The 16938-nt window shown below is 48.4% G+C and carries 17 protein-coding genes; 4 read left to right on the top strand and 13 right to left on the bottom strand.

Features of this window, described 5'->3' with window-relative positions; translation table 11 throughout:
* The first annotated feature begins 43 nt into the window (after nt 1-43).
* The gene (locus tag ACY2RR_RS14855; RefSeq protein WP_490108941.1) at nt 44-934 is read left to right on the top strand and encodes a radical SAM protein; all 891 of its coding nucleotides are present in this window, start codon (nt 44-46) and stop codon (nt 932-934) included.
* Nucleotides 935-940: 6 nt separating this feature from the next.
* Here the strand turns inward: ACY2RR_RS14855 and ACY2RR_RS14860 are convergent, their stop codons facing one another.
* A complete protein-coding gene (locus tag ACY2RR_RS14860) occupies nt 941-1459 on the bottom strand; it encodes an NUDIX hydrolase (protein WP_490108942.1) in 519 nt (172 codons plus the stop codon).
* 437 nt (nt 1460-1896) lie between these two features.
* On the opposite strand from ACY2RR_RS14860, the gene ACY2RR_RS14865 reads away from it, so the two are divergent.
* Nucleotides 1897-3957 carry a hypothetical protein gene (locus ACY2RR_RS14865; protein WP_490108943.1) on the top strand — a complete coding sequence of 687 codons (2061 nt, stop codon included), beginning with the start codon at nt 1897-1899 and terminating at the stop codon, nt 3955-3957.
* Between the two features lie 2 nt (nt 3958-3959).
* On the opposite strand, the gene ACY2RR_RS14870 is transcribed toward ACY2RR_RS14865, so the two are convergent.
* The 8 genes from ACY2RR_RS14870 to ppc form a co-directional block, all read right to left on the bottom strand.
* Nucleotides 3960-4190, bottom strand: coding sequence for a thioredoxin family protein (locus ACY2RR_RS14870; protein ID WP_490108944.1), 231 nt, complete (start codon nt 4188-4190; stop codon nt 3960-3962).
* 13 nt (nt 4191-4203) lie between these two features.
* On the bottom strand, nt 4204-5199 hold the full coding sequence (locus ACY2RR_RS14875; protein WP_490108945.1) for a permease: 996 nt from the start codon (nt 5197-5199) through the stop codon (nt 4204-4206).
* Nucleotides 5200-5236: 37 nt separating this feature from the next.
* Complete coding sequence (locus ACY2RR_RS14880; RefSeq protein WP_490108946.1) at nt 5237-5593, bottom strand: metalloregulator ArsR/SmtB family transcription factor; 357 nt, start codon at nt 5591-5593, stop codon at nt 5237-5239.
* A gap of 164 nt (nt 5594-5757) precedes the next feature.
* Nucleotides 5758-6558: a class I SAM-dependent methyltransferase gene (locus ACY2RR_RS14885; RefSeq protein ID WP_490108947.1), complete on the bottom strand. Its 801-nt coding sequence runs from the start codon at nt 6556-6558 to the stop codon at nt 5758-5760.
* Nucleotides 6559-6595: 37 nt separating this feature from the next.
* Complete coding sequence (locus ACY2RR_RS14890; protein WP_490108948.1) at nt 6596-7402, bottom strand: undecaprenyl-diphosphate phosphatase; 807 nt, start codon at nt 7400-7402, stop codon at nt 6596-6598.
* Nucleotides 7402-8133, bottom strand: a complete 732-nt coding sequence (gene tsaB, locus ACY2RR_RS14895) for a tRNA (adenosine(37)-N6)-threonylcarbamoyltransferase complex dimerization subunit type 1 TsaB (protein WP_490108949.1) — start codon at nt 8131-8133, stop codon at nt 7402-7404. The genes ACY2RR_RS14890 and tsaB overlap by 1 nt, the downstream gene beginning before the upstream one ends.
* Before the next feature lie 41 nt (nt 8134-8174).
* Nucleotides 8175-8825, bottom strand: coding sequence for an adenylate kinase (adk, locus tag ACY2RR_RS14900; RefSeq protein ID WP_490108950.1), 651 nt, complete (start codon nt 8823-8825; stop codon nt 8175-8177).
* A gap of 114 nt (nt 8826-8939) precedes the next feature.
* On the bottom strand, nt 8940-11594 hold the full coding sequence (gene ppc / locus ACY2RR_RS14905) for a phosphoenolpyruvate carboxylase (protein ID WP_490108951.1): 2655 nt from the start codon (nt 11592-11594) through the stop codon (nt 8940-8942).
* Nucleotides 11595-11807: 213 nt separating this feature from the next.
* Here ppc and ACY2RR_RS14910 point away from each other — a divergent pair, with 213 nt between their 5' ends.
* Both ACY2RR_RS14910 and ACY2RR_RS14915 read left to right on the top strand, forming a co-directional pair.
* Complete coding sequence (locus ACY2RR_RS14910) at nt 11808-12329, top strand: hypothetical protein (protein ID WP_490108952.1); 522 nt, start codon at nt 11808-11810, stop codon at nt 12327-12329.
* A 59-nt stretch (nt 12330-12388) separates the two neighbouring features.
* Entirely contained in the window at nt 12389-12679 is a 291-nt protein-coding gene (locus ACY2RR_RS14915; RefSeq protein WP_490108953.1) for a DUF406 family protein, read from the top strand.
* Between the two features lie 68 nt (nt 12680-12747).
* On the opposite strand, the gene ACY2RR_RS14920 is transcribed toward ACY2RR_RS14915, so the two are convergent.
* The 4 genes from ACY2RR_RS14920 to ACY2RR_RS14935 all read right to left on the bottom strand — a co-directional run bounded on the left by ACY2RR_RS14920 (nt 12748) and on the right by ACY2RR_RS14935 (nt 16932).
* A complete protein-coding gene (locus tag ACY2RR_RS14920) occupies nt 12748-13515 on the bottom strand; it encodes a hypothetical protein (RefSeq protein WP_490108954.1) in 768 nt (255 codons plus the stop codon).
* A 189-nt stretch (nt 13516-13704) separates the two neighbouring features.
* On the bottom strand, nt 13705-14637 hold the full coding sequence (gene rluB, locus ACY2RR_RS14925) for a 23S rRNA pseudouridine(2605) synthase RluB (RefSeq protein WP_490108955.1): 933 nt from the start codon (nt 14635-14637) through the stop codon (nt 13705-13707).
* A gap of 175 nt (nt 14638-14812) precedes the next feature.
* Nucleotides 14813-16036 carry an SMC-Scp complex subunit ScpB gene (gene scpB, locus ACY2RR_RS14930; protein WP_490108956.1) on the bottom strand — a complete coding sequence of 408 codons (1224 nt, stop codon included), beginning with the start codon at nt 16034-16036 and terminating at the stop codon, nt 14813-14815.
* Nucleotides 16033-16932, bottom strand: coding sequence for a segregation and condensation protein A (locus ACY2RR_RS14935; protein ID WP_490108957.1), 900 nt, complete (start codon nt 16930-16932; stop codon nt 16033-16035). The genes scpB and ACY2RR_RS14935 overlap by 4 nt, the downstream gene beginning before the upstream one ends.
* Nucleotides 16933-16938: the final 6 nt, after the last annotated feature.

Here is a 16938-nt window from a genome sequence, read left to right on the forward strand (position 1 = left end):
CCAGACGCGATCAATATAAATCCAAGTCAAAGCCGTAATCGCCATGTATAACCTCAACTATATTGAACCGGTTTTTCGCCCACCCAGTGAATGGAAATCGCTGATCCTGCAAGTGACCAATGGCTGCTCCTGGAACAAATGCACCTTCTGCGATATGTATACCCAGCCGCAGAAAAAGTTTCGCCCAAAATCCCAGGCAGATCTGGAGCAGGAACTACAAACCATTGCCCAAAGCAATATGCCGGTAAGGCGTATTTTTCTCGCTGACGGCGATGCTATGACTTTGTCATTCCGCCGGTTAAAAGCGATTCTGGAAGCCATTCATAAATACCTGCCCGGTGTTCAGCGCATTTCTTCTTATTGTTTGCCGAGAAACCTCAATAACAAAACTGTTGAAGAGCTGCATGAACTGCAAGAGCTGGGGCTAAGCCTGATGTATGTGGGCTGTGAATCTGGGGACGACAAGGTGCTTGAGCTGGTAGAAAAGGGAGAAACTTACAACAGCTCCCTGGCAGCATTGAACAAAATTCGTGCTGCCGGAATGAAAAGCTCAGTAATGATTCTTAATGGCCTTGGTGGCAGCAAATACCTTGAGCAGCACGCCACCAACTCCGCCAAGCTGATGAATGATGCTCAACCGGATTACCTTTCCACACTGGTTGTTTCATTCCCTTTGGGCGATCAACGGTTTAAGGAAAACTTTAAAGGTGATTTTCAACCTCTCCAGCAGGCCGAACTGTTTCGGGAGATGGAAATACTGCTGGAAACATTAGAGCTGGAGAAAACCATTTTCCGCAGTGACCATGCTTCAAATTATCTGGTTCTGAAAGGTACTCTTGGAAAAGACAAACAGAAACTTCTCAGCACGGTCAAAGCGGCTATTAACCAGCCCGGAACTATCCCCTTACGCAATGAGTGGGAGAGAGGGCTTTAGTCTGAATTAAGAACAAAAGTCACCGGCTATTTTCTCAAGCAGCCAGGTTTCTCTTTCCAGAGACAGTCCTTTCTTATCACTGTTGGCCATAACCTCACGGTTGTGGCCGATAGCTTCATGAATATTTATCCACACAGGCGCCATACCATTGGCCTGCTCGTAATCCTCATGGCTGGTTTCACCCAATTCTTCATCGGCACTGCAGAGATAACAGTGGGAAACCATATGCAGCACATCATGCTCTGGCTTGTACCAAGGGCGATACTCTTCATAGATACCGTAGGGTTCCAGTACCTGAATATTCTGGGCACCGGTTTCTTCTTCAATTTCCCGAACCAGGCCTTCAATAATATGTTCACCGTCATCAACACCACCTCCGGGAAGGCTGTAGTCGTGATAACGCTCGGTATACATCAGCAGAATATTTGAACCGTTAAGAATAATTCCACGGGCAGCAATACGATTGAGACGGGAGGGATTAGAGCTATCCACGTCAGGATGGCAGGTTGTGCGAAGAAGGTTCATGAGCAGAACAGTTTTAAAAGTGCGAAATCATACAGCTTCAATATAGCCACTCCAATCTTGGATTTTTTTGTTTATAAGAAAATATTCCCAATAAGCGCAAACTTTTTAGCTAGTATTTCTGAAAATTTGCAATTCGCAGGATGCCAACGCAATCAACAGAAAAATGATCATGAGAGGAAACAGCTATGACCTATAGTCTTTACCTCCATACCAGACAGGAGCTTCGAACGAGAGGCTCTTGTTCGGGATTTATACCTCTTTTTTTAACAGCCATCTTCGGTCTTTATTTCTGCTTCACATCCTCTCCAGTTAAAGCTGTACGTGGCTATATTGCTCCGGTGTATTTCCACATAGCCCAAAGCTCAGAAAGCGGATACATCGCATTCATCAGAAGTCTCGATCAACTCTCAATGGCAACAGTCCATTCAGAACCAGACGTGTCAGCTCCATTGGTTATTTCAGCGCCCTTTACTCAGGCAATGGCACATCAGGGGTTAACTCCCCTGATGGAGGACATGCAGGATGAGGAGCTAACAGCCCGCCTTGTCAGCATTATTTTGGCCAGAAAAGAGGCAGATTCGGACAATTATCTTTTAACTCTGTACATCAAAGATATTACACCTGAGCAACTGGTGGGAGCAGGCCAGTATTTAACGCCAATGCCTACACAAACAGACCTTGTGAACAAGTTTTGGTATACGACTATTCAAATCAGCTCCGCGGATTATGCGATATTACAGGAAAGTTTTGCCGAGATTTCTTCCCCCAACTGGGATATGCAAACTCTGTTTCTGGATCATACCCACAGGCCGCCATTGTATGTAGATCTGAATTCTGCGGGCTTCCCAATTTTGATAGACTTTTCCAAAGAGGCCGAAGTGCGCAGAACCTTATGGCGGTTAAGCAATGATATGACGGGGCAACTTCACACCGTTCAATATACTCAACAAGCCTCCACCCCCACAAATATTGCACGCCACAAAACGCGTACACAAACCTATCCGATTTCAACACCCACAGGCATATCCCCCAAACTATCCGGTGTCAGTTTTTCATCTGACCACTCTGGCTCCGATACCGGCACCCACAGAAGTCGAAGTTCCACTAATGCGTCTTCATCCAGCTTTCAGGGCAGCTGGCAAGGTCCATCCACGATGGACTCTGTCACGCAAATGCTTAGTTCCACCTCCCTTTCCGAAGAATATCAACAGCCCGTCTGTAGTGTTGAATTCATGAGCGCTCTGAGCTTTGCATTATTAAGCCATAGCTTTGAAGGTAAACAGCCAGACTGGGTTATTGCAACAATAAGCCAGCTCTTCAGTGGTAGAAGCCGAAATCTGACTTTGGCACATGTCAATCCCATTAATCCTGCACAAACATTAACACTGCTGAATATTCAAACAGGCGACCATCACCTGCATCAGGTCGTTAGCGGTCACTTCCCATTTTTCTCAAAGTACGCTCCACTTATGCAGAGGTGGAGGGATTTCTATACATCACTGGGGGTGGATCTGATTAACAAGCCAGATCTCAGCTTTGCTGTTGAGTTCGATCAGGACATGGCCTGTCAGGCACTGGAATCGGCTTATCAAGCTCTGGGGTATTTCAATCAGGATCCACATCACCCGGCCTTTAGTAAGGGCTATGTAGATAAGGGATTCTTTATCTCACCTGATGCATGGAAACGCCATGTCGCGCGTTATATAGAACTCAATAAGCTTTGCCAAAATCCTTTAAGAGCATTTCCAACAACAATAACCTTCCTCAAAACTCATCAAGAAAATACCATTGCCGCTATCGCAAAAGTTGTTTCAAGAGCCTGGTCGTATTTACCTTATACATTTCTTGCTCATGTCCTGAACGATTACCTGCTTAACCCTACCCCATCATCGGGACAATATACCAATGTCTCCTTGTCTGGTGACTCTCATACCACAATGGCCAGCCACCCTCAGTTACTTGGCAGCAGTCTTGTACACAAACTCTTTTTGATGGGTTATCAGGAGTTACCCATTGGAGCACGGGATCTTTTATCCCAGCTGCAAAGTCAGGAATTACACTTTCCACTTCGCATTTCAGGATCTCTGGATAGAGTACCAAACGAAGTCATCAGTGACTTTATGGAGACATCGAAAGAATTAACAGGCTGGACCGTACTGACACATGATGAAAAGCGCATGCCTGTCAATATCAACAAACTAGCAAAATTGCTGGACAAAATAAGGCAGAGGTCTATCCATGAGCAGTGCCTATATGACCCGACACTACCCTGTGAATTAACAGCTGTATCCTCTATAGCCTATTTCCAAAGCCCCAACCTCCCAGTTCACGACCGCCCGGAATTGAAAATGTACCACAAAGCCAGTAAGCACATGTTTCCCAAAATAGATAAAGAACAAAGGGATGCTCTGGCCGTTCAGGTTCTTGATCAAATGCAACAACACTACACCCCACAATTACAGGAACTTCTTATTCGTAAAAGTGGGGCGCACAAGTAGATTTACAACCAGCTTTGGACCATGGATTCATCCGGCAGAGAGCCGCTGTGAACAACCTCTTCATCAATCACAACGGCAGGGGTTTTCATAACGCCGTAGCCCATAATCGCTTCCAGGTTGGTTTCCTTCACAACGGAAACCTCAGCATTAGCTTCTGCAGCCATTCCTTTGATCTGTTCAACAAGTTGATTGCATTTCTTGCAGCCACTGCCCAGTACTTTGATTTCTTTCATGATGTTTCTCCGTTCAGATAAAGGGAGTAAGGAAGTTAAAGATCCAGCCAACAACGGTAAATGCCACTAGCAGCAGGCCAAACAGAGTGGCCAGCAAACGCCACTGCATCACCTGCTTGAGTAAGATAAATTCAGGGAAGCTGGCAGCAACGGTACTCATACAGAACGCCAGCGTGGTTCCAATAGGCAGCCCGTTCATAATCAGGCTTTCCATCACCGGAATGACCCCTGTTGCATTGGAGTAAAGGGGAATCCCCAGCACAACAGAGGCCGGCACCGACCACCATTGACCATCACCCAGATAGCTTTCAATCCAGCCATCAGGAACAAAACCGTGAAGAGCGGCACCCAGACCAACGCCGATAATGACCCACTTCCATACACGCCTGAAGATTTCCTGGGTTTCTTCCCTGGCAAACTTATGGCGCTCTTGCAGCGTCATAGACGTTACAGTGGTTTCACCAGAGTCGTTTTTTTCCTGTTGCTGTCCATGCCTGAGGGCTTTCAGGGCAAAAGGCTGCAACCAGCGCTCAGCTTTAATAGTATCCAGGAAGAAACCACCCAACATACCCACACTCATACCGATCACGACGTAAAAGAAGGTGAACTTCCAACCCAGAAGGCTAACCAGAAGCAGTACAGCCACTTCATTAATCAGGGGGGAAGTAATCAGGAATGACATGGTTATACCTAACGGAATACCCGCAGAGGTAAAACCAAGAAAAACCGGGATACTGGAACAGGAGCAGAACGGCGTAATGGTACCGAAGCCAGATCCCATCAAATAACCAATGCCCCGATGCTTAGCGCTAAGGTAATCACGCACCCGTTCAACATCCAGAGAGGCTCTGATCAGGGCTATCAAATAAATCATCACCACTAACAAAGCAAAAATTTTGGTGGTGTCTTCCACAAAGAAATGTAGTGCTTCGCCGGATTTAGTTTCCGGAGACAACCCTATCAACTGATAAACAAGCCAGTCAGCAAAACTGGTAAATATTTGAAACATAACCGCCTGTCCTTACATCAGATTGATTACGGTTGAATTAGTCGTTAACTCGCACAGTATTTGGCCGGTTTTCCATACAATACAAATTGTTGCTGTTCTTTTTTATAAAACAACGATTACTGTCTGCTGTTGCCTTCAAAACGTTCCGAACCCATGCAGGCAATTCAGGGTGCAGGTGATAAAACAGCCATTGTTTTTCCCGGCGTTCAACAAGAACCTTATGCTTACGCAAGACTGCAAGATGGCGGGAAATCTTGGGCTGGTGTTCTTCCAGAGAAGCTGTCAACTCACAAACACACAGCTCACCTTCCTGCTGAATCAGCAACAGGCAACGCAGCCGGGTTTCATCTGCGAGACACTTGTAAAACTGCAGAGGGTCCATCAAGTCGCTCATATACGCCAAATCGAATATTCGGATAGGAATATATACGCTTAGGCACATATAAAAAGGGCAAAAAACGGGGAAAAGTTGGGGCGGGATTTGCCAACTTTGAGGGAAAGGTGAGGTAGCCTCTGAACCAGGAAAGGTTCAGGGGCCAAGTAAGAGAAAAACGTCGTTTAAAAACGTTTTAAAGGATAAACATCAAACCGGCCGGACTTGCCTTCAAGGCGGTATCCGGGTTCCTGATCATTCAGGTCCGGCGCTTTCTTCGGTCGTTTAACCACCACTCGGTGCTGCGCCAGCTCCAATGCCGGATTAAGAAGATCATCGGCATCCATATCCGGCCCAAGAAGGCTCTGAAACAGCACCATCTCTTTCTTAACTGCAGCGGATTTATCCCGGTGAGGGAACATAGGATCAAGATAAACGACATCAAACTGTTTTTGCTGGGCGATGAAATTGCTCATCAGTTCCGGTGCATGGCCAGGAACAAGAGACATACGGCGAACTATTTCGCCGACTTCCGCACCATCAATGCCACGGGCTAAACCATCGGCCAGCAACGCTCGCACTACTGGCGAACGCTCAATCATAGTTACCTGACACCCCATAGTTGCCAGAACATAAGCATCGCGCCCCAAACCTGCGGTAGCATCCAGAACATGCAACTGTCTGCTGGCATCAGCAACACCAACGGCTTTGACTATGGATTGGCTTTTGCCACCACCATATTTACGACGATGACCGACAGCCCCTCCCACAAAATCAACAATCACCGGGCCCGGAGCGCCTTTACCTGTTTGCTGTAATGCCAACCCTTTCGGGCTGTACCAGAGCACCAGCTGTTGATGACGAATCGCTTTGGGGGATTCTGCTTCAATTACGCTGAGGCCAGTTGACTCTTTTAATGCAGCCAACTGCTCAGTATCACATTCCGGCGTTACCAGAACAGAGATATCAAATATTGCTTCACTCACAATCAGTACCAGAACAACTTAGAATCTGCTCATAATCTTAGAAAAGTACGATGCCAAGAAGCACAAAGCCGAGAATCAAACGGTAGATCACGAAAGGCATCATGCCAATGCGATTGATAAAGGCCAGAAAGTAGTGCACACAAAGATAGGCACTGACGCCGGATGCCACAAAACCCATAGCCAGTTCCCCCCAGTGAATCGCTTCACCGGAACTGAGTAGCTTCAAAATCATCAATGCACCAGCGGCAACGATAATGGGGATAGACATCAGGAATGAAAAGCGGGCAGCTGCATCGCGGGTTAAGCCCATCATCAAACCCGCAGTCATGGTAATACCAGAACGGGATGTACCGGGAATAATCGCAAGCGCCTGAGCAAAGCCCATAATCATGGCCTGTTTCAAAGTCAGCTTTTCCAGTGGTTGAACCAGATTTTTTCTGCGGTCAGCTATGCCCAGAAGCGTACCGAAAATCAACGTGGTAGCAGCAATAACAGTAGTGGAGCGCATGGCTTCGTCGGCACCGGTCACACTAACCAGCCCACCAAAAACAACAGCCGGAATAGTCGCCCAGATTAAAAACCAGCCCTGACGGCTATGAACAGTTTTTGGCCCCTTACCCACAGTATTCAGGCACCAGTCCTGAATAATCGCCCGCAGATCATTACGAAAATAGACTAACACTGCCGTAAGCGTGCCAAGGTGCAGAGCCACATCAAAGGTCAGCCCTTGGTCAGGCCATCCCAAAACCTGAGAGGGCAAAACCAGATGCGCAGAACTGGAGATCGGCAGGAATTCCGTAATGCCCTGAATAATCGCCAGAATAAAGAGTTGGAGTGAATCCATTAACGTTCGCTCTTTTTCAGTGCCACATTATCCCGCAGATAAACCGGTAAAGCCTGTTCAGCAGAAACCGCTTCCCCGGCTGCAAGAGCAGGAGCCGCCAGAACAGCAATATCCGCAGCATGAGGGTAAGCTTCCTCAATTTCCTGCTTCAATGGAATGGCCAACCTATCGCTGTAAATCCAGCCTGAGCCAATACCTGTGGCTTCCCTCTGCCAGCCTTCAGGCAATTTATTAACAGCCAACTCAGGAGCACAGACACTTTCATCCAGCTCAGGTACTGCCAAACCATCTTTAATACCGAAAACACCCCAGTAAACTTCATCCATACGGGCATCAATGGCGGTAAGAATCTTATCGGCCTGATATTCCCGGTAAGCCTGTTGGGCTAACGCTGCCAAAGTGGATACCGGAATAACCGGACGATCCAGCGCCCATGCCAACCCCTGTGCAACACCAGTAGCAATGCGTACACCAGTGAAGGCACCCGGCCCCCGGCCAAAAGCAATGGCATCAATTTGACTGCGGGACTTGCCGCATTTGGCCAACAGTTCATCAATCATCGGCAAAAGACGCTGACTGTGCTGGCGGGGAATCACTTCATAGATTTCCTGCACTTCGCCATTATCGTTAATGGCAACAGAGCAGGCTTCGGTGGCAGTATCAAGGGCAAGTATCAGAGCCATGGCATTCACAAAATCAGGGGCGACTAATAAAACGCAAAAACCGCCCAAGGTTAGCCCCTGGGCGGTTTTTGCAAAAGGCTAAATTGTGCTTACTCGCTCAGAGCGGCCAGCACGGCCTTGGTAATATCTTCAACAGAGCCAACACCAGCCACTGCGTGATACTTAACCTTGCCTTCTTGCTCAGCCAGGTCGGTGTAAAAACCAACCAGTGGCTTAGTCTGCTTGTGATATACAGAAAGACGTTCGCGAACAGTCTCTTCCTTGTCATCATCACGCTGAACCAGAGGTTCGCCAGTTTCGTCGTCGATACCTTCAACCTTGGGTGGGTTGTAGATAACGTGATAAGTACGACCACTGGACAGGTGTGCACGACGACCGCTCATGCGCTTGATGATTTCTTCATCTTCAACCGCAATTTCCAGAACATGGTCAATATCCACACCAGCTTCAACCAGCGCTTCAGCCTGAGGAATAGTGCGAGGGAAACCATCAAACAGGAAACCTTTTGCGCAGTCGTCCTGAGCGATACGTTCTTTCACCAGATCGATGATGATGTCATCAGATACCAGCTGGCCAGCATCCATAACAGCTTTCACTTTCAAACCCAGCGGGGTTTCATTTTTGATAGCTGCGCGCAGCATGTCGCCAGTAGAAATCTGGGGAATGCCGTACTGCTCAGTAATAAACTTAGCCTGAGTTCCCTTGCCTGCGCCCGGAGCGCCCAGCAGAATGACACGCATGTATTATGCTCCTGGAATAATGATCCTTGCCGTCTGAACAGAGAAACGCTCTGACAGGGCCGAAACGCGCAACAATACACATCCCGCCCCGTCAACTCAAGTCAGTGGTCTGATCTAACCGGTATTCCGCATACCTGCAGCAATACCCGTAATAGTAATCATCAATGCCTGATCCCGGTCTTGCCCTGCGGCTTCAGGAACTGATCTGGCCCGGTGAAGCAATTCTGCCTGCAGATAATGCAGAGGGTCAGAATAAGGGTTACGCAATTCAATCGCCTGCCGCACCCAGGGTTGATCTCCCAGAAGAGCTCCGCCTTTCAGTTCAACAGTGACCTCTATCGCTTCACTCAGCAGCGTTCTGAGTTTTTCACCCAAATGTTTCAATTCATTTGGCACCAGTCGTTCATCGTAATAACTGGCAATATCGGCATCGGTTTTCAGATACACCATTTCCAGCAGAGCCAGACGCGCCCGGAAGAACGGCCAGTTAGCGACCATCTCCTGCAGCATAGGCTCCTGGCCACGCTCAACAGCTTTGTTGAGCGCCACGCCACTGCCCAGCCAGGCGGGAAGCATTAGCCGATTCTGGCTCCAGGCAAATATCCAGGGAATCGCCCGCAGGCTTTCCACACCACCATTGGGTTTACGTTTAGTTGGGCGGCTTCCCAAGGGCAGCAAGCCCAATTCCAATTCAGGTGTCGCAGAACGAAAATAAGGCACAAACTCCGGCTCTTCACGCACCATGCCCCGGTAAACCTTGAGAGAGTCTGCGGACAGCTGATCCATCACCTTACGCCACTCCTTTTTGGGAGCCGGAGGTGGCAACAAAGATGCTTCAAGAGTTGCGCTCATGTAGAGAGAAAGACTCTCCACTGCTACACGAGGGAAACCAAACTTGAAGCGAATCATTTCACCCTGTTCTGTCACCCGCAAATGACCATTCACAGAGCCGGGAGGCTGGGAAAGAATCGCCTGATGAGCAGGGCCACCGCCACGACCAACTGTACCGCCACGACCATGAAACAAAGTCAGACTCACGCCTTTCTGCTTGCACAGCTCTGTTAACCCTTCCATTGCCCGATACTGCGCCCAGGCTGCAGACATCTGCCCGGCATCTTTAGCCGAATCAGAATAGCCGACCATTACCATCTGCCGGTCAGCGGCATAATCACGATACCAGGGAACACTCAGCAACCGCTCAATACTGTCACTGGCCTGATCAAGGTCAGCCAGAGTTTCAAACAGTGGTGCTACCGGCATATCAAAGGAGCAGCCACTTTCCCTCAGAAGTAGAATCACCGCCAAAACATCGGAAGGAGTACTGGCCATAGAAATCACATACGGCCCCAGGCGCTCCGGCTCCTGAGCGGCTATCACCCGGCAGGTATCCAGAACTTCCTGAGAGTCTGCAGAAGGTTGCCAGCGGGGAGAAATCAGTGGCCGGGGGTTATCCAGTTCTTTCAGCAGAAATGCCTGACGCTCCTTTTCAGAGGCCCGACCATAATCAGGAAGATCAAGATACTGGGTCAGCTCTGAAAGCACCTGAGTATGACGATCGGCTTCCTGACGAATATCCAGTCGCACCAGCCCCAGACCAAAACAGCGAGCACGCCAGAGAAGATCACGGAGAGCGCCGTTAGCAATCAACTCCATACCGCAGGAACACAGGGAGTCGTAGCAAATCTGTAAAGGAATAATCAGCTCTTCATCCCGATGCAGAACATCGGACTCATCTCCTTGCTCCCCTTTCAACCGGCTGTCACACCAGGCTCTGGTTTTCTTGAGACGGTTACGCAGGTCACGTAAAACGTAACGATAGGGCTCACTGGCACCTTCCGTCAGAGCGTCGAGTTCTTTACTGCATTCTGGCATGGAAAGTTCGGGAGCCAGATCTTTCAACTCGCGGATAAACAGATCAGCTGCCATCCAACGGCCATTGAGCAATACACGCTCTGTTACTTTAGCGGTGACATTAGGGTTGCCATCCCGATCCCCACCCATCCAGGAGGAGAAACGCACGGGCATGGCAGTGATGGGAAGACCTTTGCCGGTTTTATCCAGTAAACGCTGATCTAGCTGACGAAGGAAGCGAGGAACAGCTTTCCATAAAGAATGTTCAACAGTGGCAAAACCCCAGCGGGATTCATCTTCCGGAGTTGGCCGGCGATCACGGATTTCCCGGGTATGCCAGATCTGGCTGACCAGCTGTTGTAACCGGCTCTCGGTTTCGGCCTGCTCTCTTGGTAGCAAATCATCTCTGTCGAGTCGGGCCAGACACCGAGTAATTCCATTGAATTTCTGGATAACCGTACGGCGGGTTACTTCTGTAGGGTGGGCGGTGAGTACCAGCTCAACCTCCATATCTTCTACATGCTTATGGATGGTTTCAGCATCAACACCCTGCTTTAACAGCCGGGTAAAGAGTTCATCGAGGCTATCAAGGGTACTGCCAAACTTTTCTCTATGGCGGGAGACGGTGTGATATTGCTCGGCAATATTGGCCAGATTAAGGAACTGGGTAAAAGCTCGAGTAACCGGGAGCAGTTCGTGATCAGAGAGGCCATGCAGAAAATCGAGAAGTTCCTGCTGGGCGCCCTGATCTCCGGCTCTGGCACTTTTGGAGAGATGGCGAATCTGCTCTATTTTTTCGAGAAAATCATCGCCCAACTGCCCTTTAATCGAATTACCCAGCAGTTTGCCCATCAGGTGTACATTCTGACGGAGTACCGCGTGCTCATCCTCAGACTGACCGGTTATATCCTGCGCCATAACAAAAGCCCCCTTTAAGCAGCAATGCAGAGAAAGTATCTTATGTTGATTAAAAAAACATCTTTGATATGTAAAGACCACTAGGGAATATGCGTACAAACAGCATTCAGCATAACAATCTGAACGGATTTCACCTGATTTTGTAGCACTGGAAGCATTGTTTCTCATCATTCATTGCTATGTTACTTCTGAGTATTCCGAGGTGAATTGGTTATGGTTCAACCCGACTCAGCACGTTTACTGGATTTTGCTGCTACTTGCCGTGTTTCTTTCGAAAAATACGATCAGAACACGGCCTGCAAAAGAATTGTGAAGTATCTGGGGCAACAACTGTTAAACCCTCAGTTCCTCAAAGCCTGCTTCGGCCCGGCAGATTGGGAAGGTAGAAAAATCATCTACGAAGATGACCTGTTTGGCTTTTGTATCTGCGCTCATATCAACAGCGCCCGAAGAGAAGTTCCTCCCCATAACCACGGTTCAACCTGGGCGATTTACGGCCAGGCTGCCGGCAAAACCGAAATGACTGATTGGGAACTGGTAACGCCACCAGATAAAGAAACTCTCGGCAAGGTACGCAAAGTAAGAGCCTATTCTCTCAATCCGGGCGATGTGCACTATTACCCGACTGGAGCTATCCACTCTCCCTTGCGCGCACAGCCCGGCCGTCTTATTCGCATAGAGGGGCAGAATCTCGATCATTTAGAACGCAGTACCTTTGAACCGGAAAACCCCTAGTCCGGGGTACAAGACAGTGCCCTATAATTCGCTCATTCAATGACTCCGGAGTGGAAAGTATGAGCATTTCTGACCAAAGCGAAGATGTAACCTGCACGGCCTGCAATGTGATGGATATCGGAACCGTTATTCAAGAATCAGATTGCGTCTCTCAAATCACCTTGTCGGGAGATAACAAGGATGAGGTTATGGTTCGTTTGACGGAGCTGGCCCGAAGCGTTGAAAACGACGATGCCTGCGAAATTTCTATTCAGGAAGGTGAAGACAAAACCTCTCAGGTTTCTTTTACATTTAGCTGTGCAGCTGAGAAATTGATATTTGAAATGCGTGCCCGCTCACTTATAGCGTAACTGTTGCAGGCATCACTTAAGAAAGTGTACATAACAGCAAGCATTCGCTGTTATGTACACACCCAATATCAGTCTTCGGTTGATTCCAGGCTTTTCTTGGTTGGTGTTTTTCCTTCAAGACCTTCTGCATCCAATAGCTCATCTGTTGCCTTTCTCTTACGAGACTTTAAACCACGGATGTCATCATCTTGAAATTTGCTCAAGAGTGAACCATCTCCAGAGCCTGTTTTCTCTGCGTATTTCGCCAGAATTTTCTCGACCATCTCATCTTTAGAGCCAGCCCTGTTCGCTTTACTTAGTTCGCGTCTGGCCATTTCCTTCGCAATATTCTCTTGATAACCTTTTATCTCCTTATGGCTTTCCTTAAAGTCCTTAGATAAAAGGAGTTCAGTACAAGCTTTAGCATAATCAGTAAGCTGTGGCCCGAAAACAAACAACAATGGATTTTTCCTTGGTTTATCGTATAGCTTTCTTAATGCAGCCAAGCATTGTTCATTACTGGGTCTTAAAGGGGTGTGTAGTGCAAGCGCAAGCTCTACTTTATGAGCAGCCCGAGAGGATGAAGGTGAAGTAGAAACGGTGAGAGTTGAATCAGATTCCGCACTTTCCGTCTTCCTTTCAGGAAGTGTGACTTCTTTTAAACTTGTAGTCGTTGAAAAGAGGGACGGGTTCACCTGAGCAAACATTTCTGAATCGTCGTCACTCTCACTGTCTACAATTGCAATTTCATGGCCTCTGCTATTTACAGACACAGAATCCTTATTGCCTGCATGCTGTTCAGTAGTCTTGCCACGGGCATACTGAATCAAATCACAACCTTTATTTACCAACCACATATTACACCTACCCCTTGTTTAAAATGATAAAAACATAGAGAAGGCATGGTGTTAAAAATTCAATCCATAATATAAATAGTCAGCACAGCTAACCATTCGGTGAACAGAAAACAAACTGAAAAATTTTGTACGCGTAAAAAAGGCCGGACTTCTTTTCAGAAATCCGGCCTTTTTTAAAACGATCAAGAATCAACGTGCGCGGCGGGCACCAACAGGGCGTACACCTTTGCGGCCACCAGACTTAACGTTCTGACGCTTGCGCTGCTGACGTTCAGTACGCTGACGGTCTTCACGGGTCTTAGGGCCAGCGGCAACGTGAGGAAGCTCAACCAGATCAGCCAGAGCATCAACATCGGCCTGTTCCAGTTCAACCCAGCGCCCCTGACGCAGGTGATCAGGAATAATGGTGCTGCCGTAACGTACACGTTTCAGGCGGCTAACGCTCAGATCCTGAGATTCCCACAAGCGACGAACCTCACGGTTACGACCTTCCAGAATACATACGTGGAACCAGCGGTTAATGCCTTCGTTGGCGCTGTCTACGATATCAGTAAAGCGAGCTGGTCCATCTTCCAGTTCTACACCATCAAACAGATTCTTAACTTTCTGTTCAGTCACTTCACCAAATACACGTACCGCGTATTCACGCTCAATCTGGTAAGACGGGTGCATCAGGCGGTTAGCCAGTTCACCATCGGTAGTGAACAGCAACAGGCCAGAGGTGTTGATATCCAGACGACCAATAGCAATCCAGCGTTCACCGGCAATCTTTGGCAGACGGTCAAACACTGTTGGGCGGCCTTCCGGATCAGTCCGGGTGCACACTTCCCCTTCTGGCTTGTTGTAAGCAATTACACGACGGTTACCCTGCTCTTTCATATGAACAGCACGACCATCCAGCGCTACCTGGTCACCTGCCTGAACACGTACGCCAAGAGTCGCCTTTTCTCCATTTACATGGATGCGACCTTCAGTAATCCAGGATTCAATCTGGCGGCGGGAACCCAAACCCTGACGGGCAAGAGCTTTTTGCAGACGCTCACCGGAAGGAGTTTCAGACTTCGCGGTTTCTGCGGTTGCTTCAGCTGTTTCAACAACAGCAGGCGTTTCAATATTTGTCATACTACTTAATCTCTAAGGGGATCACGGTTTTCCCAAACGGTGAAAGCTGCCGGTACTGAACAGTTTGGAACAACTATTGCCATACAAACAGCATCTGGGCCGGTTCAAATGGAACCAGCCCAGCGGGATCTTACACTATCCGGTTAAACAATTTCGATAAACAACTTAAGTAAAGCTACTCATCGTCCGGATATTCATCATCTCTCTCTGAGGTGATTTCATCCATAATGCTGGAGATATCATCCGCAGGGTCATCTTCGTCGGCACTGTCGTCAAAACGAGGAGAATATTCGTAGGTTGTCTCTATAGAAACAGCCACTTCCTTTTCATCTTCAACCTCGTCGGCCAGTTCCGACGTTTCTTCTACCTGCGACTCCTGAGGTTGCTGTTCCTGAGAGTGTTGCTCCTCAAGCGTCGGTTCTTCTTGAGTCAGACCATCTTCCTTTGGCAGCTCAGGAGCCTGATCTTCAAGAGGATCGTAATCTTTGTAAGTCAGCGTCAGATCACTTTCCATTTCATCAAGTTCAGAGAACAACTTCTCAATATTCTCTTCCCCTTCCTCCTGGAAGGCCTGGGCCGCTTCTACCGATACCAGTGCCGCACTACTCTGATCTTCTGAAAAACCTTCTGTAGTAACTTCAGCATCCGCGCTTTCAGCAACCGGTTCCCCTTCTTCTGTTAACAGTTCAGGCTGGGCACCTTCCCCAAGCTTCTCTGCCATTGCGTCCAGATCTCTCAATTCAGAGAGCGGCGGCAGTTCATCAAGATTCTGCAGATTAAAATAATCCAGAAACTGTCGTGTGGTAGCATACATGGCAGGACGACCGGGAACATCTCGATGGCCGACAATACGCACCCATTCTCGCTCCTGCAGCGTACGAATGATATTGGTACTGACACTCACACCACGAATATCTTCGATCTCACCACGAGTTATAGGCTGCCGGTAAGCAATCAATGCCAAGGTTTCCAGCAGTGCACGAGTATAACGCTGGGGTTTTTCATCCCACAGGCGACCAACCCACGGAGCCAGCTCCTGCCGCACCTGAAAACGCCAGCCACTGGCCACTTCTTTCAGCTCAAAACCACGGCCTTCACATTGCTCGGCAAGATCAGCCATAGTCTGCTTGAGCTTAGGTTTATCCGGGCGAACATTGTCGTCGAAAAGTCCGGCCAGCTGCTCCAGAGTCAGGGGTTTGCCTGCAGCCATCAAAGCCGCTTCAATCACTGGAATAAGTGGTGCTTCACCTAGAAAGGGCGCGGCACGCTCTTCGACGGTATCTTCTTCGATATCGTCGCCTTCTGTTTCATCCGGTTGCTCTTCAATCGGATCGTCCAGCGGTTCTTCCAACTGCTCTTCAAGCTGTTCTTCAATAGTGCTGCTTTCCTGTTCGCTCATTCTGCGCGTGCCTTTACGTGAATGGGACCATAGGATTCAGTCTGGACCAGCTCAACCAGTGATTCCTTAATCAATTCCATAACTGCCAGAAAGGTAACCACAACACCTAACCGGCCTTCTTCAATGGTAAATAACGTTACAAACGGAACAAAACTGTCGCCCCGGAGTTTCTCCAGAACCATTGTCATCCGTTCACGGGTAGACAGAGCTTCTGCCTGAATATGATGCTCTTCAAACATTTCTGCCCGCTTCATCACTTCGCCGAGGGCTACCAGCACCTCACGAAGATCAATATCTGGATGCACCGTGCCCCGTTCCATAACCGGTGGGTCGATCTTAACCTTATGGATTTCACGACCAATCCTTGGCATGGCATCAATATCTTCTGCCGCCTGTTTGAAACGTTCGTATTCCTGCAATCGTCTGATCAGTTCGGCACGAGGATCTTCCTCTTCTTCCTCGGCTTCGGTCTGCCGTGGTAACAGCAAGCGAGATTTAATCTCAGCCAACGTCGCAGCCATCACCAGATATTCCGCCGCCAGCTCAAACTGGGAAGCTTCCATCAGCTCCACATATTCCATGTACTGTTTAGTAATCTGGGCAACCTGAATATCGAGGATATCCATATTATTGCGTTTGATCAGATACAACAGCAGATCGAGCGGCCCTTCAAACGCATCAAGAAAGACTTCCAGAGCGTCTGGTGGAATATAAAGATCATCCGGTAATTTGCTGAGGGGCTGCCCGGCTACAATTGCCAGAGGCAATTGTTCCTGTTCACCACTTTCAGCAACCACATCTACAGAAGAAATCTCCCCAACAACCTTGCTGTCTGGAGCTTCTACTGTTGTGCCTGCTTCTGATATGACAGCCTCAGTCTGGTTTTCCTTTCCCATTCTGCC

The sequence above is a fragment of the Parendozoicomonas sp. 2304DJ65-17 genome (assembly GCF_058148445.1).

Excerpts from the sequence above, each read along its gene's own strand:
- ACY2RR_RS14855 (WP_490108941.1), top strand. The coding sequence starts at position 44 with ATGTATAACCTCAACTATATTGAACCGGTTTTTCGCCCACCCAGTGAA.
- ACY2RR_RS14860 (WP_490108942.1), bottom strand. The coding sequence starts at position 1,459 with ATGAACCTTCTTCGCACAACCTGCCATCCTGACGTGGATAGCTCTAAT.
- ACY2RR_RS14870 (WP_490108944.1), bottom strand. The coding sequence starts at position 4,190 with ATGAAAGAAATCAAAGTACTGGGCAGTGGCTGCAAGAAATGCAATCAA.
- ACY2RR_RS14875 (WP_490108945.1), bottom strand. The coding sequence starts at position 5,199 with ATGTTTCAAATATTTACCAGTTTTGCTGACTGGCTTGTTTATCAGTTG.
- ACY2RR_RS14880 (WP_490108946.1), bottom strand. The coding sequence starts at position 5,593 with ATGAGCGACTTGATGGACCCTCTGCAGTTTTACAAGTGTCTCGCAGAT.
- ACY2RR_RS14890 (WP_490108948.1), bottom strand. The coding sequence starts at position 7,402 with ATGGATTCACTCCAACTCTTTATTCTGGCGATTATTCAGGGCATTACG.
- adk (WP_490108950.1), bottom strand. The coding sequence starts at position 8,825 with ATGCGTGTCATTCTGCTGGGCGCTCCGGGCGCAGGCAAGGGAACTCAG.
- ppc (WP_490108951.1), bottom strand. The coding sequence starts at position 11,594 with ATGGCGCAGGATATAACCGGTCAGTCTGAGGATGAGCACGCGGTACTC.
- ACY2RR_RS14910 (WP_490108952.1), top strand. The coding sequence starts at position 11,808 with ATGGTTCAACCCGACTCAGCACGTTTACTGGATTTTGCTGCTACTTGC.
- ACY2RR_RS14915 (WP_490108953.1), top strand. The coding sequence starts at position 12,389 with ATGAGCATTTCTGACCAAAGCGAAGATGTAACCTGCACGGCCTGCAAT.
- ACY2RR_RS14920 (WP_490108954.1), bottom strand. The coding sequence starts at position 13,515 with ATGTGGTTGGTAAATAAAGGTTGTGATTTGATTCAGTATGCCCGTGGC.
- rluB (WP_490108955.1), bottom strand. The coding sequence starts at position 14,637 with ATGACAAATATTGAAACGCCTGCTGTTGTTGAAACAGCTGAAGCAACC.
- scpB (WP_490108956.1), bottom strand. The coding sequence starts at position 16,036 with ATGAGCGAACAGGAAAGCAGCACTATTGAAGAACAGCTTGAAGAGCAG.
- ACY2RR_RS14935 (WP_490108957.1), bottom strand. The coding sequence starts at position 16,932 with ATGGGAAAGGAAAACCAGACTGAGGCTGTCATATCAGAAGCAGGCACA.